Source organism: Salmonella sp. SAL04214 (genome assembly GCF_046550615.1).
Classification (GTDB): domain Bacteria; phylum Pseudomonadota; class Gammaproteobacteria; order Enterobacterales; family Enterobacteriaceae; genus Salmonella; species Salmonella enterica.
Map to the genome: position 1 here is coordinate 27301 of NZ_JBGDXT010000004.1, position 26520 is coordinate 53820.

26 protein-coding genes, 1 pseudogene and 1 riboswitch are annotated in these 26520 nt (G+C 52.5%); of the genes and pseudogenes, 17 read left to right on the forward strand and 10 right to left on the reverse strand.

Annotation, left to right across the window (positions count from 1 at the left end; genetic code table 11):
• Positions 1 to 69: 69 nt before the first annotated feature.
• From bioB to slrP, 7 genes and pseudogenes are all read left to right on the forward strand, one after another.
• Positions 70 to 1110: a biotin synthase BioB gene (bioB, locus tag ACLJQD_RS08350; RefSeq protein WP_000090727.1), complete on the forward strand. Its 1041-nt coding sequence runs from the start codon at positions 70 to 72 to the stop codon at positions 1108 to 1110.
• Complete coding sequence (gene bioF / locus ACLJQD_RS08355) at positions 1107 to 2264, forward strand: 8-amino-7-oxononanoate synthase (RefSeq protein ID WP_017441922.1); 1158 nt, start codon at positions 1107 to 1109, stop codon at positions 2262 to 2264. Before bioB ends, bioF begins: the two co-directional genes overlap by 4 nt.
• Positions 2248 to 3003, forward strand: a complete 756-nt coding sequence (bioC, locus tag ACLJQD_RS08360) for a malonyl-ACP O-methyltransferase BioC (protein ID WP_017441923.1) — start codon at positions 2248 to 2250, stop codon at positions 3001 to 3003. Before bioF ends, bioC begins: the two co-directional genes overlap by 17 nt.
• Positions 2996 to 3682: a dethiobiotin synthase gene (gene bioD / locus ACLJQD_RS08365; RefSeq protein ID WP_017441924.1), complete on the forward strand. Its 687-nt coding sequence runs from the start codon at positions 2996 to 2998 to the stop codon at positions 3680 to 3682. The genes bioC and bioD overlap by 8 nt, the downstream gene beginning before the upstream one ends.
• A 650-nt stretch (positions 3683 to 4332) precedes the next feature.
• On the forward strand, positions 4333 to 6354 hold the full coding sequence (gene uvrB / locus ACLJQD_RS08370; protein ID WP_000042502.1) for an excinuclease ABC subunit UvrB: 2022 nt from the start codon (positions 4333 to 4335) through the stop codon (positions 6352 to 6354).
• Positions 6355 to 6662: 308 nt separating this feature from the next.
• A pseudogene (locus ACLJQD_RS08375) lies at positions 6663 to 6836 on the forward strand (hypothetical protein).
• A 7-nt stretch (positions 6837 to 6843) separates the two neighbouring features.
• Positions 6844 to 9111 carry an SPI-1 type III secretion system effector E3 ubiquitin transferase SlrP gene (gene slrP / locus ACLJQD_RS08380; protein WP_017441925.1) on the forward strand — a complete coding sequence of 756 codons (2268 nt, stop codon included), beginning with the start codon at positions 6844 to 6846 and terminating at the stop codon, positions 9109 to 9111.
• A 91-nt stretch (positions 9112 to 9202) separates the two neighbouring features.
• On the opposite strand, the gene yvcK is transcribed toward slrP, so the two are convergent.
• Positions 9203 to 10111, reverse strand: a complete 909-nt coding sequence (gene yvcK / locus ACLJQD_RS08385; RefSeq protein ID WP_017441926.1) for a uridine diphosphate-N-acetylglucosamine-binding protein YvcK — start codon at positions 10109 to 10111, stop codon at positions 9203 to 9205.
• Between the two features lie 264 nt (positions 10112 to 10375).
• Positions 10376 to 10520, forward strand: a riboswitch (molybdenum cofactor riboswitch).
• On the opposite strand from yvcK, the gene moaA reads away from it, so the two are divergent.
• The 9 genes from moaA (at position 10508) to ACLJQD_RS08430 (ending at position 16016) form a co-directional block, all read left to right on the forward strand.
• Complete coding sequence (gene moaA / locus ACLJQD_RS08390) at positions 10508 to 11497, forward strand: GTP 3',8-cyclase MoaA (protein ID WP_000168180.1); 990 nt, start codon at positions 10508 to 10510, stop codon at positions 11495 to 11497. It overlaps the preceding riboswitch by 13 nt.
• Before the next feature lie 21 nt (positions 11498 to 11518).
• Positions 11519 to 12031: a molybdenum cofactor biosynthesis protein B gene (gene moaB / locus ACLJQD_RS08395; RefSeq protein ID WP_000084604.1), complete on the forward strand. Its 513-nt coding sequence runs from the start codon at positions 11519 to 11521 to the stop codon at positions 12029 to 12031.
• Positions 12032 to 12033: 2 nt separating this feature from the next.
• Positions 12034 to 12519 (forward strand): cyclic pyranopterin monophosphate synthase MoaC, encoded by a 486-nt coding sequence (gene moaC, locus ACLJQD_RS08400; protein ID WP_000080895.1) that lies wholly within the window; start codon positions 12034 to 12036, stop codon positions 12517 to 12519.
• Positions 12512 to 12757, forward strand: a complete 246-nt coding sequence (moaD, locus tag ACLJQD_RS08405; protein WP_017441927.1) for a molybdopterin synthase sulfur carrier subunit — start codon at positions 12512 to 12514, stop codon at positions 12755 to 12757. Before moaC ends, moaD begins: the two co-directional genes overlap by 8 nt.
• Before the next feature lies 1 nt (position 12758).
• Positions 12759 to 13211, forward strand: coding sequence for a molybdopterin synthase catalytic subunit MoaE (gene moaE / locus ACLJQD_RS08410; protein WP_001209384.1), 453 nt, complete (start codon positions 12759 to 12761; stop codon positions 13209 to 13211).
• Between the two features lie 47 nt (positions 13212 to 13258).
• Positions 13259 to 13963, forward strand: a complete 705-nt coding sequence (locus tag ACLJQD_RS08415) for a Bax inhibitor-1 family protein (protein WP_000373611.1) — start codon at positions 13259 to 13261, stop codon at positions 13961 to 13963.
• 145 nt (positions 13964 to 14108) lie between these two features.
• A complete protein-coding gene (locus ACLJQD_RS08420) occupies positions 14109 to 14816 on the forward strand; it encodes a Bax inhibitor-1 family protein (protein WP_017441928.1) in 708 nt (235 codons plus the stop codon).
• 23 nt (positions 14817 to 14839) lie between these two features.
• Complete coding sequence (locus tag ACLJQD_RS08425) at positions 14840 to 15448, forward strand: hypothetical protein (RefSeq protein WP_077248404.1); 609 nt, start codon at positions 14840 to 14842, stop codon at positions 15446 to 15448.
• Between the two features lie 7 nt (positions 15449 to 15455).
• Positions 15456 to 16016, forward strand: a complete 561-nt coding sequence (locus ACLJQD_RS08430) for a hypothetical protein (RefSeq protein WP_017441930.1) — start codon at positions 15456 to 15458, stop codon at positions 16014 to 16016.
• A gap of 2 nt (positions 16017 to 16018) precedes the next feature.
• Here the strand turns inward: ACLJQD_RS08430 and ACLJQD_RS08435 are convergent, their stop codons facing one another.
• The 3 genes from ACLJQD_RS08435 to ACLJQD_RS08445 are packed head-to-tail and all read right to left on the reverse strand — an operon-like array spanning position 16019 to position 18977.
• Positions 16019 to 16981 carry a YbhN family protein gene (locus ACLJQD_RS08435; protein WP_001129817.1) on the reverse strand — a complete coding sequence of 321 codons (963 nt, stop codon included), beginning with the start codon at positions 16979 to 16981 and terminating at the stop codon, positions 16019 to 16021.
• Positions 16981 to 18222 carry a cardiolipin synthase ClsB gene (clsB, locus tag ACLJQD_RS08440; RefSeq protein ID WP_000649639.1) on the reverse strand — a complete coding sequence of 414 codons (1242 nt, stop codon included), beginning with the start codon at positions 18220 to 18222 and terminating at the stop codon, positions 16981 to 16983. The genes ACLJQD_RS08435 and clsB overlap by 1 nt, the downstream gene beginning before the upstream one ends.
• The gene (locus ACLJQD_RS08445; RefSeq protein WP_000192039.1) at positions 18219 to 18977 is read right to left on the reverse strand and encodes an endonuclease/exonuclease/phosphatase family protein; all 759 of its coding nucleotides are present in this window, start codon (positions 18975 to 18977) and stop codon (positions 18219 to 18221) included. Before ACLJQD_RS08445 ends, clsB begins: the two co-directional genes overlap by 4 nt.
• Positions 18978 to 19109: 132 nt before the next feature.
• Between ACLJQD_RS08445 and ACLJQD_RS08450 the strand changes: the two genes are divergently transcribed.
• Entirely contained in the window at positions 19110 to 19520 is a 411-nt protein-coding gene (locus tag ACLJQD_RS08450) for a YbhQ family protein (protein ID WP_000871970.1), read from the forward strand.
• Here the strand turns inward: ACLJQD_RS08450 and ACLJQD_RS08455 are convergent.
• The 6 genes from ACLJQD_RS08455 to ACLJQD_RS08480 form a co-directional block, all read right to left on the reverse strand.
• Complete coding sequence (locus ACLJQD_RS08455; RefSeq protein WP_000469044.1) at positions 19482 to 20588, reverse strand: ABC transporter permease; 1107 nt, start codon at positions 20586 to 20588, stop codon at positions 19482 to 19484. The two genes, ACLJQD_RS08450 and ACLJQD_RS08455, sit on opposite strands and share 39 nt — an antisense overlap.
• 115 nt (positions 20589 to 20703) lie before the next feature.
• On the reverse strand, positions 20704 to 21834 hold the full coding sequence (locus tag ACLJQD_RS08460; protein WP_000045765.1) for an ABC transporter permease: 1131 nt from the start codon (positions 21832 to 21834) through the stop codon (positions 20704 to 20706).
• On the reverse strand, positions 21827 to 23563 hold the full coding sequence (locus ACLJQD_RS08465) for an ATP-binding cassette domain-containing protein (protein ID WP_017441931.1): 1737 nt from the start codon (positions 23561 to 23563) through the stop codon (positions 21827 to 21829). Before ACLJQD_RS08465 ends, ACLJQD_RS08460 begins: the two co-directional genes overlap by 8 nt.
• Entirely contained in the window at positions 23556 to 24551 is a 996-nt protein-coding gene (hlyD, locus tag ACLJQD_RS08470) for a secretion protein HlyD (RefSeq protein WP_017441932.1), read from the reverse strand. Before hlyD ends, ACLJQD_RS08465 begins: the two co-directional genes overlap by 8 nt.
• On the reverse strand, positions 24551 to 25225 hold the full coding sequence (gene cecR, locus ACLJQD_RS08475) for a transcriptional regulator CecR (RefSeq protein WP_001025260.1): 675 nt from the start codon (positions 25223 to 25225) through the stop codon (positions 24551 to 24553). Before cecR ends, hlyD begins: the two co-directional genes overlap by 1 nt.
• A 73-nt stretch (positions 25226 to 25298) precedes the next feature.
• Complete coding sequence (locus ACLJQD_RS08480) at positions 25299 to 26222, reverse strand: LysR substrate-binding domain-containing protein (protein WP_001075547.1); 924 nt, start codon at positions 26220 to 26222, stop codon at positions 25299 to 25301.
• Positions 26223 to 26520 lie beyond the last annotated feature (298 nt).

Consider the following 26520-nt stretch of genomic DNA (forward strand, 5'->3'; position numbering starts at 1 on the left):
AATTAAAAAGATTTAGGTTTACGAGTCTACACCATATCAAAAACAAACAACATATTTTGGAGAAGCCCGATGGCTCGCCACCCACGCTGGACACTGTCGCAAGTAACCGAATTATTTGAAAAACCACTGCTGGAATTGCTGTTTGAAGCGCAGCAAATTCATCGCCAGCATTTCGATCCGCAGCAGGTACAGGTTAGTACGCTGCTGTCGATCAAAACCGGCGCCTGCCCGGAGGATTGTAAATACTGCCCGCAGAGCTCGCGCTATAAAACCGGGCTGGAAGCCGAGCGTTTAATGGAGGTAGAGCAGGTACTGGACTCCGCCCGTAAAGCGAAAAACGCCGGTTCGACCCGCTTCTGTATGGGGGCGGCCTGGAAGAATCCGCATGAACGCGATATGCCTTATCTGGAGCAGATTGTACAGGGCGTCAAAGCGATGGGGCTGGAAACCTGTATGACGCTCGGCATGTTGAACGAGAGCCAGGCGCAGCGTCTGGCTAACGCCGGGCTGGATTACTACAACCACAACCTCGATACCTCGCCGGAGTTTTACGGCAATATCATCACTACCCGTACCTATCAGGAGCGCCTCGACACGCTGGAAAAAGTCCGTGAAGCAGGGATTAAAGTGTGCTCCGGCGGCATTGTGGGTCTGGGCGAAACGGTTACCGATCGCGCCGGACTGTTGTTGCAGTTGGCGAACCTGCCGACGCCGCCGGAAAGCGTGCCAATTAACATGCTGGTGAAGGTGAAAGGCACGCCGCTTGCGGATAACGATGACGTGGATGCGTTTGATTTTATTCGTACTATCGCCGTAGCGCGCATCATGATGCCGACCTCATACGTGCGTCTTTCCGCAGGACGTGAACAGATGAACGAGCAGACCCAGGCGATGTGCTTTATGGCCGGGGCGAACTCGATTTTCTATGGCTGCAAATTGTTAACTACGCCAAATCCGGCAGAGGACAAGGATCTGCAGTTATTCCGTAAGCTGGGGCTGAATCCGCAGCAGACCAGGGTGCTGGCGGGCGATAACGAGCAGCAGCAACGTCTGGAGCAGACGCTGATGACGCCTGACACCGATGATTATTACAACGCGGCAGCCTTATGAGTTGGCAACAACGCGTCGACGATGCGCTGACGGCGCGTCGGGCGACGGATACGTTGCGCCGCCGCTATGTGGTGTCGCAGGGCGCCGGACGCTGGCTGGTAGCGAACGGGCGACAGTATCTTAACTTCTCCAGCAATGATTACCTCGGCTTAAGTCAACACCCGCAGATTATTCGCGCCTGGCAACAGGCAGCGATACGTTTTGGCGTCGGCAGCGGCGGGTCGGGTCATATCAGCGGTTATTCCGTGGCGCACCAGGCGTTAGAGGAGGAACTGGCGCAATGGTTAGGATATCCACGCGCGCTGCTGTTTATCTCTGGCTTTGCGGCGAATCAGGCGGTCATTACCGCCTTAATGAAAAAAAATGACCGGATTGTGGCCGACAGGTTGAGTCATGCTTCCCTGCTGGAGGCCGCCAATCTGAGTCCGGCGCAGCTTCGCCGCTTTATCCATAACGATACGCAGCATCTGTCGCGTTTACTGCAATCGCCCTGCGTGGGCCAGCAACTGGTGGTGACAGAAGGTGTATACAGCATGGACGGCGACAGCGCGCCGCTGGCGGAAATCCAGCACATTGCCCGCAGGCATCATGCCTGGCTGTTGGTTGATGATGCGCACGGCATCGGCGTGACTGGCGATGAGGGGCGCGGCACCTGCTGGCAACGGGGGGTGAAGCCTGAGTTGCTGGTGGTGACTTTCGGTAAGGGGTTTGGCGTCAGCGGCGCAGCGGTGCTCTGCTCGGAAAGCGTCGCGGATTATCTGCTGCAATTTGCCCGTCATCTGGTTTACAGCACCAGTATGCCGCCCGCCCAGGCGCAGGCGTTAAGCGCCTCGCTGGCGGTGATCCGTAGCGATGAAGGTCGTGAACGGCGCGAAAAACTCGCCGCTCTGGTTCAGCGCTTTCGGGCCGGCGTTAACGCGTCCCGGTTTACGCTACTGAATGCCCATAGCGCCATCCAGCCGTTAATCGTGGGCGATAACAGCCGTGCATTGCGCCTGGCGGAGGCGCTGCGTCAACAAGGATGCTGGACGACGGCGATTCGTCCGCCGACGGTGCCTGTCGGTACGGCGCGCCTGCGCTTAACGTTAACGCAGGCGCATGAAGCGTGTGATATCGACCGTCTGCTGGAGGTGCTGCATGGCGCAGGTGAATAAGCAGGCTATTGCGGCGGCGTTTGGCCGGGCCGCATCGCAATATGAACAGCACGCCTCTTTGCAGCAACACAGCGCGGATGCGCTGCTGACGCTGTTGGCAGGCCGCCAGTTTGCCAGTGTGTTGGACGCAGGCTGCGGCCCCGGACGTATGAGTCGTTACTGGCGAGAGCGGGGGAGCGAAGTGACCGCCCTGGATCTTTCGCTGCCGATGCTGCAACAGGCTCGCGATCGTCAGGCGGCGCATCACTATTTGCTGGCGGATATCGAAGCGATTCCCCATGACGCCGAAGTTTTTGACCTGGCCTGGAGCAACCTGGCGGTCCAGTGGTGTAGCGATTTACGTGATGCGTTGAGCGAGTTGTATCGGGTTGTACGGCCCGGCGGCGTGGTGGCGTTTACCACCTTGTGCCAGGGGTCGTTGCCGGAGCTGCGTCAGGCATGGCAGGCCGTCGATAATCGCGCTCACGCGAATAGCTTTTTGCCGGAAGAGGCCATTGACCACGCGCTGCGCGGCTGGCGGGCGTCTCGTCATACTCAGGCGATGACATTGTGGTTTGAGGATGCCCTGAGCGCGATGCGCTCGCTTAAAGGCATTGGCGCCACCCATCTTCATGAAGGGCGGGAGTCGGATGTATTAACCCGCGCCCGGCTTAGACAGATTCAGTTGGCATGGCCGCAGCGGCAGGGGAAATATCCGCTGACGTACCATCTTTTTATGGGAGTGATTGAACGTGACTAAACGCTATTTTGTGACCGGTACTGATACTGAAGTCGGTAAAACGGTTGCCAGTTGCGCCTTATTGCAGGCCGCAACGCAATTAGGTTATCAAACCGTAGGCTATAAGCCCGTCGCTTCCGGCAGCGAAATGACAACCGACGGGCTACGCAATGGCGATGCCCTGGCCTTGCAGCGTAACAGCAGCCTGCCGCAACCTTATTCCGCTATCAATCCTTATACTTTTGCCGAGCCTACCTCTCCCCACATCGTTAGCGCCGACGAAGGCCGGGCGATAGACGCGGCGGTATTATCACGCGGATTGCGAACGCTGGAGGCGCAGGCAGACTGGGTGTTGACAGAAGGGGCGGGCGGCTGGTTTACACCGCTCTCTGCCACGCTGACGTTTGCCGACTGGGTACAGACGGAGCAGCTGCCGGTGATTCTGGTTGTTGGCGTCAAGCTGGGCTGTATTAATCACGCCATGCTGACGGCGCTGGCGGTAGAACAGGCCGGATTACCGCTTGTCGGATGGATAGCCAACGACGTACAGCCGCCAGGCGCGCGTCATGGTGAATATCTCGCGACGCTTCGCCGCGTCATACCGGCCCCGCTGTTAGGGGAAATCCCGTGGCTGGGCGTTTCTCCATCGCAGGCGGCGACAGGACAGTATCTGGACCTTAGCCCCCTGGAACACGCCTGACCGCGCCTAAAAACCGCCTTCTTGCAGGATCAGACGATCCTGCTGTTCTTTCGCCAGACCCTCCTGACGTCGCCATGCTAAAAATGTGCAAAATGTGAGCGTGTACGCTTCAATTTTTCCCTTCTCGTTAGCCAATAATCTGCCAAAAATAGCGATAATTTTTTTTTATCGCCCGGCGAAAACGTCAGGGGCTGATTTTGCCAGGCGGCAGGGGATACGGGCTGGAAGCAGTTATCCACTATTCCTGTGGATAACCTTGTGTATTAGAGTTAGAAAACACAACGTAAGCGAGAGGCGACGCGGCCTGCGACTAAATTGGCGCGAAAGACGGCTTGAGAAAATATCCCTTTTCAGACAGCAAGTTATATAAAATCAATGGTTGTAAAGGAAGGGGGATACGTTGACATAAAACTTTCATCATTCGACTTGACAAATGTTAAAAAAGACTCTGGTCTGGGGATAACCAGCACACTGCTGGAATTTTACCCCGCGACTGTCTATGTTTTACCTCTAAATAGCGTGGGGTATCTGCCGATAGCCATTATACACTGGAGTGTTACTGTTTTTTCATCCAGTATTTTTTATTGGCAATATTCACCGTCGAGAGTAAAATTACACCCCTGCCCGCTCACTCCTTCAGGTAGCCGCTCATGAGTAAACCGTTCAAACTGAATTCCGCTTTTAAACCTTCTGGCGATCAGCCGGACGCTATACGTCGTCTGGAAGAGGGGCTGGAGGACGGGCTGGCGCATCAGACGTTATTGGGCGTGACCGGCTCCGGGAAGACATTCACCATCGCCAACGTCATTGCGGACTTGCAGCGGCCAACGATGGTGCTTGCGCCCAATAAAACCCTGGCGGCGCAGCTCTACGGCGAAATGAAAGAGTTTTTCCCGGAAAACGCGGTCGAGTATTTCGTCTCCTACTATGACTACTATCAGCCGGAAGCGTATGTGCCAAGTTCGGATACGTTTATCGAAAAAGACGCTTCGGTAAACGAACATATTGAGCAAATGCGGTTGTCGGCAACGAAAGCGTTGCTTGAGCGACGCGATGTCGTGGTGGTGGCTTCCGTGTCCGCGATTTACGGTCTGGGCGATCCGGATCTCTACCTGAAAATGATGCTGCATCTGACGGTGGGAATGCTGATTGACCAGCGCGCGATTTTGCGTCGGCTGGCGGAATTGCAATACACCCGTAACGATCAAGCTTTTCAGCGTGGTACCTTTCGCGTGCGCGGCGAAGTGATCGACATCTTCCCGGCTGAATCTGACGACATCGCGCTACGCGTTGAGCTGTTTGATGAAGAAGTGGAACGCCTGTCGCTGTTCGACCCGTTAACCGGGCAGGTAGAGTCAACGGTGCCACGTTATACTATCTATCCCAAAACGCACTACGTGACGCCGCGCGAGCGTATTCTGCAGGCGATGGAAGAGATAAAAGATGAGCTGGCGGACAGGCGTAAGGTCTTGCTGGCAAATAATAAGCTGCTTGAAGAGCAGCGATTAAGCCAGCGCACGCAGTTCGATTTAGAGATGATGAACGAGCTGGGCTACTGCTCAGGCATTGAAAACTATTCCCGCTTTCTGTCGGGCCGCGGGCCGGGCGAACCGCCGCCAACCTTGTTCGATTATCTGCCCGCCGACGGACTGCTGGTGGTGGATGAGTCTCATGTCACCATCCCGCAGATAGGCGGCATGTACCGCGGCGACCGGGCGCGCAAAGAGACGCTGGTCGAGTATGGCTTCCGTCTGCCTTCGGCGCTGGATAACCGTCCGCTGAAGTTTGAGGAGTTTGAAGCCTTAGCGCCGCAAACTATCTATGTTTCCGCCACGCCCGGCAACTATGAGCTGGAAAAATCTGGTGATGAGGTGGTGGATCAGGTCGTGCGACCGACCGGGCTGCTGGACCCGATTATTGAAGTGCGTCCGGTGGCGACCCAGGTGGACGATCTGCTGTCCGAAATTCGTCAGCGTGCGGCCATTAATGAGCGTGTCCTTGTCACTACGCTCACCAAACGGATGGCGGAAGATTTGACCGAATATCTGGAAGAGCACGGCGAGCGCGTGCGTTACCTGCACTCAGATATTGATACCGTGGAGCGCATGGAAATCATCCGCGATTTGCGTCTGGGCGAGTTTGACGTTCTGGTGGGGATTAACCTGCTGCGCGAAGGGCTGGATATGCCGGAAGTCTCGCTGGTGGCGATTCTGGACGCCGATAAAGAGGGCTTTCTGCGCTCCGAGCGCTCCCTGATTCAGACCATAGGACGCGCGGCGCGTAACGTTAATGGTAAAGCGATTCTGTATGGCGATAAAATCACGCCGTCGATGGCGAAGGCGATTGGCGAAACCGAGCGACGTCGCGAGAAGCAGCAGAAGTACAACGAAGAGCACGGTATCACTCCGCAGGGGCTGAATAAAAAAGTGGTCGACATTCTGGCGCTGGGGCAGAACATTGCGAAAACCAAAGCGAAGGGGAAAGGCAAGGGCCGTTCTACGGCAAAAGCCGGAATTGTCGAACTGGATATGACGCCGAAAGCGTTGCAGCAGAAAATTCATGAACTGGAAGGGCAAATGATGCAGCACGCGCAAAATCTGGAGTTTGAAGAAGCCGCGCAAATTCGCGACCAGTTGCACCAGTTACGCGAGTTGTTTATCGCGGCGTCCTGACAATGTGTCGATCGCCAGCGAGTCATCGTTACCATGGCTCGCTTTTGAGAATTTCAGTGCAATAGTAAGGGCTAAGTCAGTCAGGAATGAAAAACAGTGACAGGCTTTGACTAACGGGATTGTCGAAAAACTAAAAACATCAATGAGTTAGCTAGTTTAATCACAACTGAAGAAAATTAGCGTTGAGGCTGAACCCAACGCTAATTTTCCCTCTCTCCTCGGCTATGAAAAAAAACGCCCCGTATTATCGGTATAGCTATCCTTATGATCGTCATTTTAATCTTATGTGAGTTCGTTGAAATCGTGTCATGGCAACAGATAACATCATCCTACATAAAAAAGAGGTGATGGAAGCGTGAGCATTTATAAGTCAAGCGCTGCAAATACTGAATGATTTGTCCGAAATAATGACGACCAGGACCTCTTATTTAAAGTTGAGAATATCCTTATCTGTTACTTTAGGTTACGTTCAGATCAGGTAGGGAAAATATGTTTAATATTACTAATATACAATCTACGGCAAGGCAGCAAAGTATTAGCAATGAGGCATCAACAGAGGTGCCTTTAAAAGAAGAGATATGGAATAAAATAAGTGCCTTTTTCTCTTCAGAACATCAGGTTGAAGCACAAAGCTGCATCGCTTATCTTTGTCATCCACCTGAAACCGCCTCGCCAGAAGAGATCAAAAGCAAGTTTGAATGTTTAAGGATGTTAGCTTTCCCGGCGTATGCGGATAATATTCAGTATAGTAGAGGGGGGGCAGACCAATACTGTATTTTGAGTGAAAATAGTCAGGAAATTCTGTCTATAGTTTTTAATACAGAGGGCTATACCGTTGAGGGAGGGGGAAAGTCAGTCACCTATACCCGTGTGACAGAAAGCGAGCAGGCGAGTAGCGCTTCCGGCTCCAAAGATGCTGTGAATTATGAGTTAATCTGGTCTGAGTGGGTAAAAGCGGCGCCAGCGGAAGAGGCAGCAAATCGTGAAGAAGCCGTACAACGGATGCGTGACTGCCTGAAAAATAATAAGACGGAACTCCGTCTGAAAATATTAGGACTTACCACTATACCCGCCTGTATTCCTGAGCAGATAACTACTCTGATACTCGATAACAATGAACTGAAAAGTTTTCCGGAAAATTTACAGGGAAATATAAAGACCCTGTATGCCAGCAGTAATCAGCTAACCAGTATCCCTGCCACGTTACCGGATACCATAAAGAAAATGGAGCTGAGCATTAACCGTATTACTGAATTACCGGAACGTTTGCCTTCAGCGCTTCAATCGCTGGATCTTTTCCATAATAAAATTAGTTCCTTACCTGAAAATCTACCTGAGGAACTTCGGTACCTGAGCGTTTATGATAACCGCATAAGGACACTGCCAGAACATCTTCCGTCAGGGATTACCCATTTGAATGTGCAGAGTAATTCGTTAACCGCTCTGCCTGAAACATTGCCGCCGGGCCTGAAGAATCTGGAGGCCGGTGAAAATGCCTTAACCAGTCTGCCCGCATCGTTACCACCAGAATTACAGTTCCTGGATGTAAGTAAAAATCAGATTACTGTTCTGCCTGAAACACTACCTCCCACGATAACAACGCTGGACGTTTCCCGTAACGCATTGAGTAATCTACCGGAAAACCTCCCGGCGGCATTACAAATAATGCAGGCCTCTCGCAATCGCCTGGTCCGTCTCCCGGAGTCGTTACCCCGTTTTCGTGGTGAGGGACCTCGACCTACAAGAATAATCGTAGAACATAATCCTTTTTCAGAACGAACGATACAGAATATGCAGCGGCTAATGTCCTCTGCGGGTTATCAGGGACCCGAGGTATTTTTTGCCATGGGCGACTTTTCAATTGTTCGGGTAACTCGACCACTGCATCAAGCTGTCCAGGGGTGGCTAACCAATCTCGAGGAGGAAGACGTCAACCAATGGCGGGCGTTTGAGACGGAAGTAAACGCGGCAGCCTTCAGCATGTTTCTGGATCGTCTTAGCGATACGCAGAACACCCGACACCCGGATTTTAAGGAACAAGTCTCCGCCTGGCTAATGCGCCTGGCTGATGATAGCACACTAAGAGAAACCGCATTTTTTATAGCGATGGATGCAACGATAAGCTGTGAAGATCGGGTCACACTGGCATACCACCAAATGCAGGAAGCGACGTTGGTTCATGATGCTGAAAGAGGCGCCTTTGATAGCCACTTAGCGGAACTGATTATGGCGGGGCGTGAAATTTTTCGGCTGGAGCAAATAGAATCGCTCGCCAGAGAAAAGGTAAAACGGCTGTTTTTTATTGACGAAGTCGAAGTATACCTGGGTTTTCAGAATCAGTTACGAGAGTCGCTGTCGCTGACAACAATGACCCAGGATATGCGGTTCTATAACGTTTCGGGTATTACTGAGTCTGACCTGGACGATGCGGAAATAAGGATAAAAATTGCTGAAAATAGGGATTTTCACAAATGGTTTGCGCTGTGGGGGCCGTGGCATAAAGTGCTGGAGCGTATAGCGCCAGAAGAGTGGCGTGAAATGATGGACAAAAGGGCTGAGTGTATTGAAACGGATGAGTATCAGAGCCGGGTCAATGCTGAACTGGAAGCGTTAGGAATAGCAGACGACTCTGACGCAGAGCGTGCTATTGGGAAAAAAATAATGGAAGAAATTAATCAGTCACTCTGTACTGAGCTCATGGAGAATATATTGCTGAAAAAAGAGGTGAGCTCGCTCATGAGCGCCTACTGGCGGTAGCTGAACGCAGTTTATCAGAAGGGGGAGAGAGCCTGTTTACCCTTCGGTGTAAACAGGCTTCTGATAAGCGCAGCGTCGTCGGTAAACGGGCTTAACCCAACGCCTGTAGCGCTTTTTCCAGCGCATTATGTAATAACTGACGATCGTGGCGATAGGGGATATCGCTGGCCTCCAGCACTTCCTGAATCACCAGCCGATCGTTCACCGCACTGACGTCAACTCGCGGCCCAACCACTACTGCGTCAATGACTTTTTTGCCAATATATTGCTCCATCATTGCCAGCTTATCGACCAGCGTTAAACTGGCGGCGGGCAGACTCAGTTCGCGACCCAGATTGCCGATATACACCATTGGCGCTGGGGTGCGCCGCAGCGCCTGCGCCAGTTCATCCAGCAGCAGGCAAGGCATCAGGCTGGTATAAAAACTGCCAGGGCCAATCAGAATCAGATCCGCGTAATTAATGGCCTGTACCGCTTCCCGCGTCGCCGGAACGTTTGGCGTTAACATGATCTCCTGCGGCGGAGTCGCTAACTGATCGATATTCACCTCGCCATAAATCTCATGCCCCTGATCGTCAATCGCCATCAGATCTACCGGTAGCTCCGACATCGGGATCAGCTGCGCGTCCACTTTAAGCAGATTACGAATTAAATTAATCGCTTCCAGAGGCCGCACGCTCAGGTGATCTAACGCCTTTAACATCAAATTTCCGAGGTTATGACCAGAAAGTTCGCCATTACCGCCAAAACGATACTCAAACATAGCGGATGCGACGCTGGGTTCGGTAATTAACTGATTCAGACAGTTGCGCATATCGCCCCAGGCGATCCCGCCTTCCGAGCGGCGAATACGGCCAGTTGACCCCCCGTTATCTGTGGTAGTCACAATGCCGGTCAGGCGCGAACCTAAAGAAGAAAGCGAGGAGAGGACGCGTCCTAATCCATGCCCTCCGCCGAGGGCAACGACACGATCAAGGTCAGCCAGCGTACGATTGCGCATAAAAATTCCTGAAGTCAAATAAGCAGCGCTACAGTAGCGCAAGTCGCGGGTTTTCAGCAATTAGCCGACCGGCTAAAAGACAATTAATTATTCCCGACTACCCCTTTATAGCGAGGGCGTTACCACGGCTAAATGATATATATCAATGTAAAAGTGTGATTTTCACGTATTCTGTCGCTAAATAGCACGATCATATCGCTATGTATATGTTTATATAGCGAAAGCGTGATGGCGAAATTGTCATTTACACGCTAGTATCGGCGTAACCACAGTAAACACTCTAGCCTCTGCACCTGGGTCATTTTTGATATGGTGCTTTGGCCGTGACAACGTTTAACGTTTGCCACCAGGGCGCAGGAAGAAATGACTCCGCCTCCCGTATTTGGAAAGGTGTACATGGCTTCACAACTTACCGATGCTTTCGCGCGTAAGTTTTACTACTTGCGTTTGTCGATTACCGATGTGTGTAACTTTCGTTGCACCTACTGCCTGCCGGATGGCTACAAACCTGGCGGCGTCACTAACAACGGTTTCCTTACCGTCGATGAAATTCGTCGCGTTACGCGCGCTTTTGCCAGTCTTGGCACGGAGAAGGTGCGTCTTACCGGCGGCGAGCCTTCATTACGCCGCGATTTTACCGACATCATTGCCGCCGTGGGTGAAAATGATGCTATTCGCCAGATCGCGGTGACCACTAACGGTTATCGACTGGCGCGCGATGCCGCGAACTGGCGCGAAGCGGGGCTGACGGGCGTCAATGTTAGCGTGGATAGTCTGGATGCGCGTCAGTTCCATGCGATTACCGGTCAGGACAAATTCCGCCAGGTGATGGCGGGCATCGATGCCGCCTTTGACGCCGGTTTCGAAAAGGTGAAAGTCAACACAGTGCTGATGCGCGACGTGAATCACCATCAGTTGGATACCTTCCTTGCCTGGATTCAGCCTCGCCCCATTCAGCTACGCTTCATTGAACTTATGGAGACGGGCGAGGGGAGCGATCTCTTCCGCAAACATCATATTTCGGGTCAGGTATTACGCGACGAGCTGATTAAGCGCGGTTGGATCCACCAGCTCCGCCAGCGTAGCGATGGTCCGGCGCAGGTTTTTTGTCATCCCGATTACGCCGGTGAGATCGGTCTCATTATGCCGTATGAAAAAGATTTCTGCGCCACCTGTAACCGCCTGCGTGTTTCGTCTGTCGGTAAGCTGCATTTATGTCTGTTTGGCGACGGCGGCGTAAGTTTACGCGACCTGTTACAGGATGATGCGCAGCAATACGCGCTTGAGGAACGTATTTCCGACGCGTTGCGGGAGAAAAAGCAGACCCATTTCCTTCACCAGAGCAATACTGGTATTACGCAAAATTTATCTTACATTGGCGGTTAATCCTTAATAAGGAGATTTCAGATGAGTCAGGTCAGCGCTGAATTTATCCCGACCCGCATCGCTATTCTTACTGTTTCCAGCCGACGCGGCGAAGAAGACGACACCTCCGGTCATTATCTGCGTGATTCGGCGCAGGAGGCCGGGCATGAAGTGGTGGCGAAAGCCATCGTTAAAGAAAACCGTTACGCGATTCGCGCCCAGGTTTCCGCCTGGATCGCCAGTGATGAGGTGCAGGTCGTATTGATAACTGGTGGGACCGGTTTGACCGAAGGCGATCAGGCGCCGGAAGCGCTGTTGCCGCTGTTCGATCGTGAAGTGGAAGGATTTGGCGAAGTGTTTCGCATGCTCTCGTTTGAAGAGATCGGCACCGCAACTCTGCAGTCGCGCGCGGTAGCTGGCGTGGCGAATAACACCTTGATTTTCGCCATGCCGGGCTCCACAAAAGCGTGCAGAACCGCATGGGAGAATATCATTGCGCCGCAGCTGGATGCCCGTACACGCCCATGTAATTTTCACCCTCATTTAAAGAAATAACGATGTCGCAATTAACCCATATAAACGCCGCAGGCGAAGCGCACATGGTGGACGTTTCCGCGAAAGCGGAAACCGTTCGTGAAGCGCGTGCGGAAGCATTCGTTACCATGCGTAGTGAAACGCTGGCGATGATTGTTGATGGCAAACACCACAAGGGCGATGTTTTCGCGACCGCCCGAATTGCCGGTATTCAGGCCGCCAAACGCACCTGGGAGCTGATCCCGCTGTGCCACCCGCTACTGCTAAGTAAAGTGGAGATTCAGCTTCAGGCCGAGCCGGAGCATAACCGCGTACGTATTGAGTCTCTGTGCCGTCTGACCGGTAAAACCGGTGTCGAAATGGAAGCATTAACCGCGGCGTCCGTCGCGGCGTTAACCATCTACGACATGTGCAAAGCGGTACAAAAAGATATGGTAATTGGTCCGGTGCGCCTGCTGGCGAAAAGCGGCGGCAAATCGGGGGATTTTAAGGTGGATACGCATGATTAAGGTGCTTTTCTTCGCCCAGGTTCGCGAGCTTACAGGAACTGATTCGCTGGATCTTCCAGCAGATTTTTCCACCGTTGAGTTGCTGCGACAGCATCTGGCGACAAAGAGCGATCGTTGGGCGCTGGCGCTGGAAGACGGCAAGCTGTTGGCGGCGGTCAACCAGACGCTGGTAAGTTTTGACCATCCGCTGACGGCGGGCGATGAAGTGGCGTTTTTCCCGCCAGTCACGGGGGGCTAACATGCGTGAAACGCGAATTGTAGTCGGCCCTGCGCCGTTTAGCGTCGGGGAGGAATATTCCTGGCTGGCGGCGCGCGACGAAGACGGCGCGGTCGTCACCTTTACCGGAAAAGTGCGCAATCATAACCTGGGCGATAGCGTTAAGGCGCTGACGCTGGAGCATTATCCCGGCATGACTGAGAAAGCTCTGGCGGAGATCGTCGCGAAGGCGCGTTCCCGCTGGCCGCTGGGGCGGGTCACGGTGATTCATCGCGTTGGCGAATTATGGCCGGGCGATGAGATTGTGTTTGTCGGCGTCACCAGCGCGCACCGCAGTAGCGCGTTCGACGCCGGTCAGTTCATTATGGATTATCTGAAAACCCGTGCGCCGTTCTGGAAGCGTGAAGCCACGCCGGAAGGCGATCGCTGGGTCGAAGCGCGCGACAGCGACCAGCAGTTGGCGAAACGTTGGTAGCAGAATGTGATACGCTTTAGGGTATCATTTCCACACAGGAGTTCATCATGGACAGATTTCCACGATCTGATTCAATAGTGCAGGCGCGATCCGGCCTGCAGACCTATATGGCGCAAGTGTATGGCTGGATGACGGTCGGACTGTTACTGACCGCGTTTATCGCGTGGTATGCGGCTAATACGCCAGCCGTCATGATGTTTGTCTTTTCCAGTAAGATCACCTTCTTTGGCTTAATTATTGCCCAGCTTGCGCTGGTGTTTGTTCTGTCGGGACTGGTGCATAAACTTAGCGCCGGAATGGCGACCACGCTGTTTATGCTCTATTCGGCGCTAACCGGATTGACGTTATCCAGTATTTTTATCGTTTACACCTACTCCTCTATCGCCAGCACGTTTGTGGTGACGGGGGGAATGTTTGGCGCCATGAGCCTGTACGGGTACACCACTAAACGCGATCTTAGCGGTTTCGGCAATATGCTGTTTATGGCGCTTATTGGTATCGTTCTGGCGTCGCTGGTCAATTTCTGGCTGAAGAGTGAAGCGCTGATGTGGGCGGTAACCTATATCGGGGTGGTGGTGTTTGTCGGTCTGACCGCCTATGACACGCAGAAACTGAAAAATATCGGCGAGCAAATAGATACCCGCGATAGCGCTAATCTGCGTAAATATTCGATTCTCGGCGCGTTAACGCTGTACCTGGACTTTATCAACCTGTTCCTGATGTTACTGCGTATTTTTGGTAATCGCCGCTAATTATAGCGATCTCTTAAAATCCTGGCCCTGCGCCAGGATTTTTTTAGGACTATATTTAGGGCGAAACAGCATAAATATCTTAGAAATGTTTTCCTGCGCTTGCCATTCTTATCACCGTGATCATGTGAAGAGTGATAAATGACAAGTGGGACCTCTGGCTGCAATACGTATACGGCAAATAGCATTTATTCCCGCGACAATGTTATCCCTTACCTATTGGTATACTGCGTTGGGACTATGGTGTACCGCCGGCATTATATGGTTAACGTTGTATACTCATTTTTTGATAACCCACGTTCAACCTGTTGTTGTTTTATGGATATCAGCACTTTTGCTTGGCCTGGGGTATGGGACCGTTACCTGTCTTTCCCGCTTTGGCACTGTTGTCGTAACGTTGATATATATTGCCATCATTACGCTTACCGGCGTGTCATTAGCTTACCTTTTCTCAGGTGGCGCGACCATTTTCGTGATTGTTGGAATCATGTTTAGTCTTAATGCCTTATTTATTTTCTACCTGAATATCAGTTCTGGTCTATTCAGGCCGTTAATCTTCATGGCGGTAAGCGGGATCATTGCTGCGATAGTTGTCAATAGCCTGGTGGCCAGTAGCACTCTGGTCTGGATAGTCAGTGTGCTGACGGTATTGGTGTGGACATTGATTACAGCACTAGAAAAATCGACACTTCATGGTTATGCCCGCATGTTATACCACAGCGAGTTTTCATCCCTGTCTCGTTGCGCTTTACCTGGCGCGCTGACGCTTTACCTTGGCATTATTAATGCTGTGGTTACGCTGTGTCGTTATATCATTTTGATGATTCTGGAAATACTATTATCTTTCAGGCCGTAGGCGTTGCAGGTTTTTTATTCAGGTTGGTGATGATGGGTATAATGAGTAAATTATGTGGCAAACAATTTTGGTTAGCGTTTTGTGAAGCTAAAGACGTCACTCGCGCCATTAAAAATGGCGGCGAGGATTTTAATAAGAAATGCCCACCAGCGCTGATTTCTCATTTCATTACCGGATTGTCATGGGAACATTCATTACCTAATCCTGCGCCTGTTTGCGCGTTTAGTTTTATGCTTCTTGTGGGAGGTGTGTGCAGTGCGCATTTTGTTTTTGATAAGTTTATCCTGTATTGGCCACTAAATATAATTATTTATTTTGGCAGTGCTATAGGTATGATGCTATGTGTTATGGCTGAGGTATGGCTTATTGCCAAGGGGTTTATCCTGGGGTTGCGCCTCTGCGTTTTACTGTTTTTATTAAATATTATGCTCTGCGGTACTGGATTATTTGACGTGTTGTGCCATCAAAATAGCGAACTAAAGAGTGATCTGGTTATCGCTATTATTATGGTTGTGCTTTGCCGATGGGTGATGAATGGCGAAACGTTTACGATGATGATTCGTTTCTGCCTGGGGCGTCGATTAGTGCGAGTCGCATTACAAAAATATCTCACCTCACAGACAAGGAAATGATAAGCCCATGAACCTGATGACGTGGCTAACAGGAAAAACACTGGCGGAGCTGGTGAAAAAAGGGCAGTTGATCCCGCCAGAAATTAAGTTACCTGTGTATCCGGCCAGCCACTACAAAAAAAACTGGTATGAACAAGGTATTCCTCACGGAGGCGTTATTGGGCTTACGGCGATCATGATGACCATGACATGGATCGTCAGTATAAACATGGTTATTGCGCAGTTTGAGCTGCACAATAAAAAGCATCTGGAGCTGGTCTTCTTTCTGGCCGTGGGCTATATCGCTTTTCTTACCCCGTCAAATCAGCTCCTGCTTAAAGGAAGAATGAGCGGGGTCATTATTTACCGCTATGCGCTATTACTGGCCATTATTTCCGTTACGTTGGCAACGTTCTGTACCCTGTCATCAGTATTCATGGGCGAGTTTCACGAAGTGCTCCTGCTGCTGTTTAGCTGGTCATTGCTGCTTTTTTCCCGCTTACAGATGAATACGTCTTTTTTCTCAGCATATGTTTATTTTTACCGGATAAAACGCGTTGTGCAGGAAAGCGAAAACGCGTCTGCTTAAATTTATTTTGCCATCGCCCGCTCGTTTTTCGCCCGCAGCTTCTTCGCCCGGCTCTCCAGGATCAGATAGCACACCAGCGCCAGCAACAGGGGAATAAAATAGTAAAGCACGCGGTACGCGAGCAGGGCGGCGATAATCGTGCCTTGCGACGTATGTTCGCCCGCCAGCAACGCAAGGAATACGGCCTCCAGCACGCCGATGCCTGCCGGAATATGCACGATGACGCCCGCGATACTGCTCACCAGCAGTACGCCCAGCACAAAGAAATAGTTCACATCCTGACCCATCAGCAGCCAGATAATGGCGCCCATCGCCATCCAGTTCGCGCTGGAGATCGCCATCTGCGCCAGCGCGAATTTCCATGACGGCAGCACCAGTTTCTGCCCTTTAATCGTCATATGCCGCCGCTTCGCAAAGGCGCAAAACCACAGATAGACCGCGATAATCAACAATAAAACGATACCGAGAATACGTAGCGTGCCTTCATCGATATACCAGTGGTCGGGAAGCTGGACAATGCCGAAGGTAAAAATGATGCCGCCAAGCAGAATATAGCCCAGCCAGTTAGTGGTAATGCTGAGTGAGAAAATACGCGTGATAGTACTGCCGGGCAACCCGAGGCGAGAGTATAGTCGGTAACGCATCCCGATCCCGCCGACCCAGGTGCTGAGCGTCAGGTTAAAGGCATAGCAGACGAACGATACCAACATCACCTGTCGCTTCGCCAGCTTATGGCCGCAATAAAGCCGTCCAAGCAGGTCGTAGCAGCCGTACAGAAGATAGCTAACGATCACCAGTCCCACAGCGCTTAAAAGCGCCGTGCGGTTATAGTCGCGGATGACGGTCCAGACATCACCCCAGTCGACCTTTTTAGCATAAACCACCAGCAGAACGACGACCGCAATAAAAAACAGCCAGGTCAGCACTTTTTTAGCCAGCCGCCAGCGCGGATGCGATTTAGCCATTAGGGCTTCACTCCTGTATTTTCTGGATCAACGCGATCCTGGGTTTCCATTTCTGGCTGGGCAGGCGGGGGAACCTGCGCCAGATGCGGGGTATGCGCAGGTAGCCAGCCGACCAGCGCCGGGAAATGACGTAAAAAGTGGAACGCCAGCACGCTTTTGGTCAGGTTCCACCAGGTGCGTTTCGGCAGCATAGACTCATCGACCTGCTTACAATCGTTCACGATGATGCCTTGTAAGTTATCGCGCAGGGTCTGGTTAAAAGTACGATCGTGAATGATCAGGTTAGCTTCAAGGTTAAGCGACAGGCTGAGCGGATCGAGATTACTCGACCCTACCGTGGCCCAGTGATCGTCCATCAGCGCCACTTTGCCATGCAGCGGACGGCGTCGGTATTCATAAACCTGCACGCCGCCCTTCACCAGATAGTTATAGAGCAACCGCGCGCCGACTTTGACTATCGGCATGTCTGGTTCCCCCTGGACAATCAGTTTTACGCTCACGCCACGGCGGGCGGCTTTACGCATTGCGTGGAGCAAGCGATAGCCGGGGAAAAAATAGGCGTTAGCGATAATCACTTCACGCTTTGCCTGGGTCAGCATTTTCAGATAATGACGTTCGATATCGTCGCGGTGCTCTTCATTATCCCGCCAGACAAACAGCGCCTGCGCTTCGCCGGGGTGACGGTTTTCTTCAGCCTGGTGATGGCGCTTCCACCAGCGGCGCGCGGGGCTTTGCCCCGGCAGATTCTCGACTTCGAATTGCAGGATATCGGCCACAACAGGCCCTTCGACCCGTACCGCGTAGTCTTGTTTCGCCTGCGGGCCGTAATCCGACATATGTTCGGCGGAGTAGTTAATGCCGCCGACAAAGGCAATACGATCATCAATCACCACAATTTTGCGGTGCATTCGGCGGAAGATATTGGTTCGCAACCCCAGTAGACGCGGGCGGGGGTCGTAATAGCGGAAAATCACGCCCGCCGAGGTTAATTCGCCGACAAACGCGTCGCTGAGATCGGGAGAGCCGTAGCCGTCGAGTAATACTTCGGCTTTTACGCCGCGCTGTGCGGCTTTTAGCAGAGCGGCATGGAGTTTTTTACCCACCTCATCTTCAAACAAGATAAAGGTTTCCAGAATGATTTTTTGCTGTGCCTGAGCGATAGCCTCAAACACGGCAGGATAGAACTGGTCGCCGTTTTCCAGTAGCTGAATTTGATTACCTTCACGCCAGCCGCATTTCATAGATGGATCTCCGCGCTAAGGGGGGCATGGTCTGATAAATGTCGCCAGTTCCGCAGCGGTAGCGCCGTAGGAGAACTGGCGTTCGCATTCTTGACGTAAATACGATCGAGTCGCAGCAGCGGCATACTCACCGGGAATGTGCGCGCCGGTCGGCCATGGGCACGGGTGAATATCTCCTCCAGCCCGGCCGCGTTTAACGGCGGGCCGGCCTTTTGCCGCCAGTCATTAAAGTCTCCGGCCACCAGCACCGGTTCTGATTCCGGCAAGGCATTCACCCATCCCGCCAGCATGGTTAACTGCGCCTGGCGGTGGCTCTCCCGCAGGCCGAGATGTACGCACATGACGTGGATAGGGCGGTTGAGCATGGGCGGCGTAATGCGGCAATAGAGCACGCCGCGTTTTTCGCTACCGCCGACCGAGACGTCGCGATTTTCATAATGTTCAATGGGATAGCGAGAAAGAACCGCGTTACCGTGATGGCCTTCCGGATAGACCGCATTGCGGCCATAGGCGAAATCGCTCCACATGGTGTCGGCCAAAAATTCATAGTGGGTAGTGTCCGGCCAGTTTTCGATATGCAGCGGATGTACTTCATGCGCGCCCATCACTTCTTGCAGACAGACGATATCGGCGCCGACCGTTCTGACGGCGTCGCGCAGCTCCGGCAGGATGAAGCGTTTATTAAAGGCGGTAAAACCTTTGTGCGTATTAATTGTGAGCACTTTGAATGAAAAATTTCGCGTGTGTTGAGTCATTTTCTTCCTGTCCGCGTCACTATCCTGATTGAAATAGTGTAGTCGTCGTCACAAAAAGATGCGGTCTTACGGAATTTTCCGTAAAGTTCGGTACTCTGAATAATGAGAGAAAAATGCTTCAGGAGAAAAGCCATGAAGTGGCAACAACGCGTTCGTGTCGCAACCGGCCTCGGTTGTTGGCAGATTATGTTGCATTTACTGGTAGTGGCGATGCTGGTAATAGGCTGGATGAGCGGCACATTAGTGCGCGTCGGCCTGGGATTATGCGTGCTTTATGGCGTGACGGTACTGCTGATGCTGGCGTTGCAGCGCCATCATGAGCAACGCTGGCGCGATGTGGCGGATGTGCTGGAAGAGCTGACTACCACCTGGTACTTCGGCACCGCGCTGATTGTCCTCTGGCTGCTATCCCGCGTATTGCAAAACAATGTTTTGCTGGCGCTGGCGGGGCTGGCTATCCTGGCCGGGCCCGCCGTGGTCTCGCTACTGGCGAAAGATAAAAAGCTACATCACTTTGCGTCTAAACATCGCATACGCCGCTGAACCCGTGGTGGCCGCTATCACCAGTAGCGGCCACAAACTTCCCCAGACAATTCCCAGACTCGCATCCTTAAGATAAATTTGCTTGGTAATATCAGTAAAGTGGCGGATAGGATTTATCCACGTCAGGTTTTGCAGCCAGACCGGCATATTTTCCACCGGCGAGACATACCCCGAGAGCAAAATCGCCGGCATCATAAAGACAAAGACGCCGATAAACGCCTGCTGTTGCGTGGCGCAAAGCGATGATATCAGTAGGCCAAACCCTACCAGCGACAGCCCGTAAATCACCATCGTGAAATAAAACAGCGCTAACGAACCGGCGAAGGGAATTTGGTATGCCCAAATGCCGATAGCCAGCACGATCGTGGCCTGGAAGGTCGCGACAATCAGCGCCGGCACCGCTTTACCAACGAAAATCTGCCAGGTGGTGAGCGGAGAGACCAGCAGCTGATCCAGAGTGCCTTGTTCACGCTCGCGGGCGACGGACAGCGAAGTGACGATCATCACGCCAATAGTGGTGATCATGGCGATCAGCGAGGGCACCACAAACCACTTGTAGTCCAGATTCGGGTTATACCAGTTGCGTACCACCAGTTCGCTATTGTTGGGCTTTGGCTTGCCGTCCAGCAATGTCTGCTGATACTCCTTGACGATCTGTTGCAGATAATTGGCGGCGATTTGCGCGCTGTTGGAGTTACGTCCATCAAGAATGAGTTGCATCGGCGCAGGCTGGAAGGTATCCAGATTCCGCGAGAAATCCGCCGGGAAGCGCACCAGCAGCAGCGCTTTTTGCGTATCGATAGTCGGCTGGATCTCCTGCGGACTGTTCAGCAATAGCACATGGGTAAACGCTTTCGCGCGGGCAAAGCGCTGGGTAAGTTCTACCGAATGTTTGCCGTTATCTTCGTTGTAGATAGCGATAGTCGCGTTAGTGACTTCAAGCGTCGCGGCGAACGGAAACAGGATGACCTGAATCAGCACCGGCAGAATCAGGATCGCGCGCGTTTGCGGTTCGCGTAAAAGCGATTGCAGTTCTTTGCGAATTAACGTCCATAAGCGATGAAACATGTCCGTCCTCTCAGTCCAGTTTGTAGGCCTGATAAGCAAAGCGCATCAGGCATAATGCCGGATGGCGGCGTGAACGCCTTATCCGGCCTACGACGACAATTATCCATACACATATTTAATCCAGCCGTCGTTTGGTTTTTAGCCACGTCAGGCCAATAAACATCACCGCCGAGGCGATTAAAAACAGTACGTTAACGCCTAACACGACCGGAATATTGCCGGCCAGAAACAGACTTTGCAGGGTGCTGACAAAATAGCGCGCCGGAATAATATAGGTCACCGCGCGGATCACCGCAGGCATACTGTCTATCTGGAAGATAAATCCGGACAGCATAATCGAGGGTAAAAACGCGGCGTTCAGCGCCACCTGCGCGGCGTTAAACTGGTTGCGAGTGATGGTGGAAATCAACAGCCCCATCCCCAGCGTACTCAGTAAAAACAGACTGGTGATGATAAACAGAATCACCAGCGAACCGCGATACGGCACGCCGAGAATAAACACCGATACCAGCATACAGAGCAGCATCGCCAGCATACCGAGAAAGTAATAGGGAATAAGCTTACACAGCAGCAGTTCAACACGCGTCACTTCGGTTGAGAGCAGCGCCTCCATCGTGCCGCGCTCCCATTCGCGGGCAACGACCAGCGAGGTGAGGATTGCGCCAATTACCGTCATGATAATGGTCACCGCCCCGGGAATAATAAAATGCTGACTGATCGCCGCCGGGTTAAACCAGTAGCGCGTCTGGACGTCGATGAGCGGTTCAAAGGTGTCGCCGCGATCTTCCGCCCGCTGCTGTTGCCAGATTTGCCAGATGCCTTCAACATAACCCTGAACGAAGTTGGCGGTGTTTGGCTCGCTGCCGTCGGTAATCACCTGAATCGGCGCGCTGTCACCGTCGCGCGCCATTTGCTGCGCGAAATCCACCGGAATCACCACCAGTCCGCGAATGCGTCCAGCCTGCATTTTTTCAATTAATTCATGACGATTATCGCTAATGGTCGCGTCGATATAGGGTGAACCGGTCATCGCATGAGTGAAATCCAGCGCCTCCTGGCTTTGCTGTTCAAGCAGAATCCCCACCCGCAGCTTGCTGGAGTCAAGGTTAATGCCGTAACCAAAAATAAACAGCAACAGCAGCGGGATCACCACCGCAATCAGCCAGCTACTGGGATCGCGCACGATCTGGCGCGTCTCTTTGACGCACAACGCACGCACGCGGCGCCAGGAGAGAGACTTACTCATGCGTATGCTCCTTATCCCAGTCATTGATGAGAGTGATAAAGGCCTGCTCCATCGTCGGATCGGCCTGTTGCTCATCGGCGGCCTGCGCTTTGAGATCGTCCGGCGTACCGCTGGCGATAAGCTTCCCGCGATAAACCAGTCCGATGCGATCGCAATATTCCGCCTCATCCATAAAGTGGGTCGTCACCATTACCGTGACCCCTTTTTCCACCATGCTATTAATGTGCAGCCAAAATTCACGGCGGGTGAGGGGATCAACCCCGGACGTTGGTTCATCAAGGAATAAAATATCCGGTTCGTGCATCAGCGAGCAGGCCAGCGCCAGTCGCTGTTTAAAGCCCAGCGGCAGCGCATCGGTGGGATGCGACGCGATGCTTTTCAGACCAAACGCTTCACTCATGCGCTGAATTTTTTCATTTTGCGCGCGGCCCCGCAAACCGTAGACGCCGGAGAAAAAACGCAGGTTCTGCTCAACCGTCAGGTTGCCGTAAAGCGAAAATTTTTGCGCCATATAGCCCAGATGCTGACGGGCTTTGCCGGAGCTGACTTTCAGATCCATATCCAGCACCAGCGCCTTGCCGGATGTCGGCACCAGCAGGCCGCACATCATTTTAAAGGTGGTTGATTTACCCGCGCCGTTCGGGCCGAGCAGGCCAAAAATCTCGCCGCGCTGTACGACGAAATTAACATGGTCCGTGGCCGCGAAATCGCCAAATTTTTTCGTCAGTTCCTGCGCTTCAATCACCGTTTCGCCGGCAGTGCCTTCAACCGTATGCAGGATTGAACCCAGCGGAGACTCCGAGGTTCCCGCTCCGCCAAGCAGATCGATAAACGCATCTTCGAAGCGCGGCGCGGTCTCATTGAGGGTGATTTCCGGCATCCCTTCGGCCTGGCGAATATCTGCTGCGGTCGCCTCTTTTTTCAGGATCAGGCGTACCGAACGTCCCTGAATCATGCCGTCGCTCACCTGCGGCAGTCTGAGCGCTCTCTGTAGCAACTTACGGTTGTTTTCCTGTGGACTGCTCATCAGAAAGCTACGACCGGCCATCGTTTGCGTCAGCGCTTTAGGTTCGCCCTGATAGAGCTGCTCGCCTTCATTCATCAGCAGCACATCGCGGCACTGTTCGGCTTCGTCGAGGTAGGAGGTGCTCCAGAGGATTAGCATCCCGTCGCCCGCCAGTTCGTGGACCATTTGCCACAACTCGCGCCGTGAAATCGGGTCAACGCCAACGCCCGGTTCATCCAACAGCAGCACTTTCGGTTCGCCGACCAGCGTACAGGCCAGCCCCAGTTTTTGCTTCATCCCGCCGGACAATTTCCCCGCCAGACGGCCAGTGAAAGGGCCGAGGGCGGTAAATTCCAACAAACGGGCAAAGGTCTTTTCCCGTATCTCGCCGGTAACGCTGCGCAAATCGGCATAGAGATTAAGGTTCTCCATGACGGTAAGATCTTCATACAGACCGAATTTCTGCGGCATATAGCCCAGAACCGCGTGCAGCTCGCTGTCGTTTTGTATCGGGTCGAAGCCTAATACGGACGCGTTGCCGCCATCGGCTTTGAGCAGGCCCGCCAGCATACGCATCAGCGTGGTTTTTCCTGCGCCGTCCGGCCCTACCAGCCCGGTGACATAACCGGAATGAATGGTACAGTCGAGCGGCGCGACGGCGGGTTTATCCATTCCCGCAAAGCGCTTCGTCAGACCGTGCAGCGTAATAACGGCCTCACTCATGCCGTGCCTCGTCATTAAATTTCACCGTGACTGGCATCCCCTGGCGTAACGCATCGTCCGCATCGGTGACGATAATGCGCAGGCGATAGACGAGATCGGTACGCAGATCCGGCGTTTCGACGGTTTTCGGCGTAAATTCCGCGGTGGGTGAAACGAAACCAATCTTGCCGTGGTAAGGTTTGTCAGGACGACCGTCGGTATACAACAGAACGTCGCGCCCCGGTTGCGTCTGACTGAGGTTGCGTTCATCAACATAGGCGCGCACCCAGACGGGGCGGGTCAGCGAGAGCGTTAATACCGTGCTGCCGGCGTTCAGCATACTGCCAGGCTCGACCGCGCGGGTGAGCAAGGTTCCGTTGGCAGGCGCGATAAGCGTGGTGTCCTGTAAATCAAGCTGCGCCTGCGCCAGTTGGGCCTTTGCCTGTTCCAGGCTGGCTTTCGCCTGGGCGATATCCTGTTCACGATTACCGGTACGGTACTGGCTCAGTTTATCCTGCGCGGACTTCAGAGTCGCCTGCGCCTGATCGCGCGATGAGCGGGCGTTTTCCAGATCGTTAGCGGAAATGGTGCGGCTTTTCCACAATCCTTGCTGACGGTTATAAAAGTTTTGCGCGTAGTCATAGGCGGCTTGCGCCTGTCTGACGGCGGCGGCGGCCTGGGCTATCTCTTCATCGCGATAGCCTGCCAGCATCAAATCATATTGCGCCTGCGCGACCGACACGCCAGCTTTCGCCTGCATCAGCGCGTTTTCGTATGGCGCGTGATCCAGTTCGCCGAGCACCTGTCCGGCTTTGATGGCATCGCCTTCATCAACATTCAGCGACGCCAGCCTGCCGCCGACGCGAAAGCTGATATTGACGGTACGGATATCGACATTACCGTATAGCGTCAGCCCATCGTCCTGCCGACTTTGATACCACCAGGTTCCACCGGCAATCACAGCGACGATCGCTGCGATTGCCAGTCCGATAACGACAGGTTTTTTCATCAGTCCAGACTCCTTTGCGTTAAACCGTGCAGAATAAGATCGATGTGGCAGGTTACCGTCTGGTAAATCAGCTCCGCTTTTTCTTCATCAAACTGCGGCCAGCCGGTACGTAACAGAATAGTTTCTTTGCCGAGACGGAACGCCAGCACTTCGCCCAGTAAGGCATGGGTATGCAAAATCATGCGCGTATCATTGGCGTCGCAGCCGGTATAAGCGGCAACCAATCTTGTCAGATGGGTGTGCAACGGATCGATAACCTGTTCATGAACCAATTGATAGGCCGACGTGGGAGAGAGCTGCTCGCGTGAAATGAATTTGCTCAGGTTAACGGTGTCTTCCTGCGTCAGCAGCATAATCATGTTCTTGCAGGCGAGCAGAATAAGCTCGCGTATGGCGTCCCGGTCAGGGACAGGCTGGCTAAACAGACGTTCCGCTTTTTCAGCATGGGGGCGAAATTTTTCGCCAAGAAAATCGGCAATCCACTGGGCGCAGGCGAGGTATAAATCCTCTTTTGAGCCGAAATAGTAAGTAATAGCGGCAATATTTTGCCCCGCCAGCGCGGCGATATCGCGCGTGGTGGCATGGAGGCCATACTCGCCAAACTGTGCCAGCGCGGCGGCAATGAGCTGACTTTTCGCCTGCTCGCCCTTGGTGGTCGTGGTGGGAATATTCATCACACGCCCTAAGTCTTAATCAATCGATTGATTAACTTTAGGCGCACATTTCAGGTTTGTCTACCGCCAGCTATTAGATCTGAAATCCTTCGCGGCTTAGCTCTTTGGAAACCCAATTAAAGAATATCCTCACTTTCTCTTTTTGTTCATTGTGGTGTGGCAAAACGAAGTGGTGAGCGTTAACCGGCATACTCACGTCAGTCGTAAAAACGGGCGCCAGGTGGCGTTGGCTAACGCTTTGTCCGGCCAGTAAATTGCTTTCAAGAATAATCCCCATGCCCATACGTGCAGCCTCAATGCTCATATAGGAACGGTCAAAATTAAAAATAAAGTTTTTATTCCAGCCGCGAACCTTATGCCAGGACAGCCAGTTGCTCCAGTTGATCAGCGTGCTATCTGAATGAATAAGATCGCAACCCAGTAAATCTTCAATGTTTTGAATGCTATGACTCGCTAAATAAGTCGATGACGTATAGGGGAGCATACGTTCATTTTTTATGGTTTTGACGACCAGCGTCGGCCATTGTGAAAGGCCGTGGCGGATATCGATGTCGATATTATCACGGGAGAACTGAATACTTTCGTAAGAACAGGTCAGGCTAATTTTAAGCTCAGGCCAGGCCTGGCGAAATTTATTCAGACGGGGCATCAACCATAGTAATCCAAAACTCGGTGCTGAATGTATGCGTAAATAATCCTGGTGAATATCATTTATGACCTGGTTGGTAGCCTGTCCAATAATGTTTAACGCCCCCGAAACCTCTTTTAAATATTTTTCACCAATCGCGGTCAATACGACGCCTTTACTGCTGCGCGAAAAAAGTTTCTTTCCCAGATACTGTTCCAGACTGGCTATCTGATGGCTTACCGCGGAGGCCGTAACATTGAGATTTTCAGCTGCCAGATTCAGGCTGTTGGTATCAGCCACTTCAATGAATGCCTGGATATTGCGTAAAGATGGCACAGGCAAGCTTTTATTCTGTAGTGGCTGGTTCATGATTATCTCCGGTGAATGGAATGATGATCGCCCAATTTTATTACCCCAGGAAGTAAATTCAGCAGTTACTCCCCTAATACCTGGTCAGCTTAACATAGGCGAAAAATAAGTTATGGGGTAATTCGTGATGAAGTTAACAGTTTTATCTGCCATTTCTGTCGGTCAAGCTGATTCGACAATAATTTGAATCCAGTCACGAAGCAAATTTTCCTCATTCATAATTGAGGTTTTTTGAATACCGTTTCTTTTGGGGATTGTTATATTGCAACCACAGGCCTGATAACAAGGCGCGATGCGG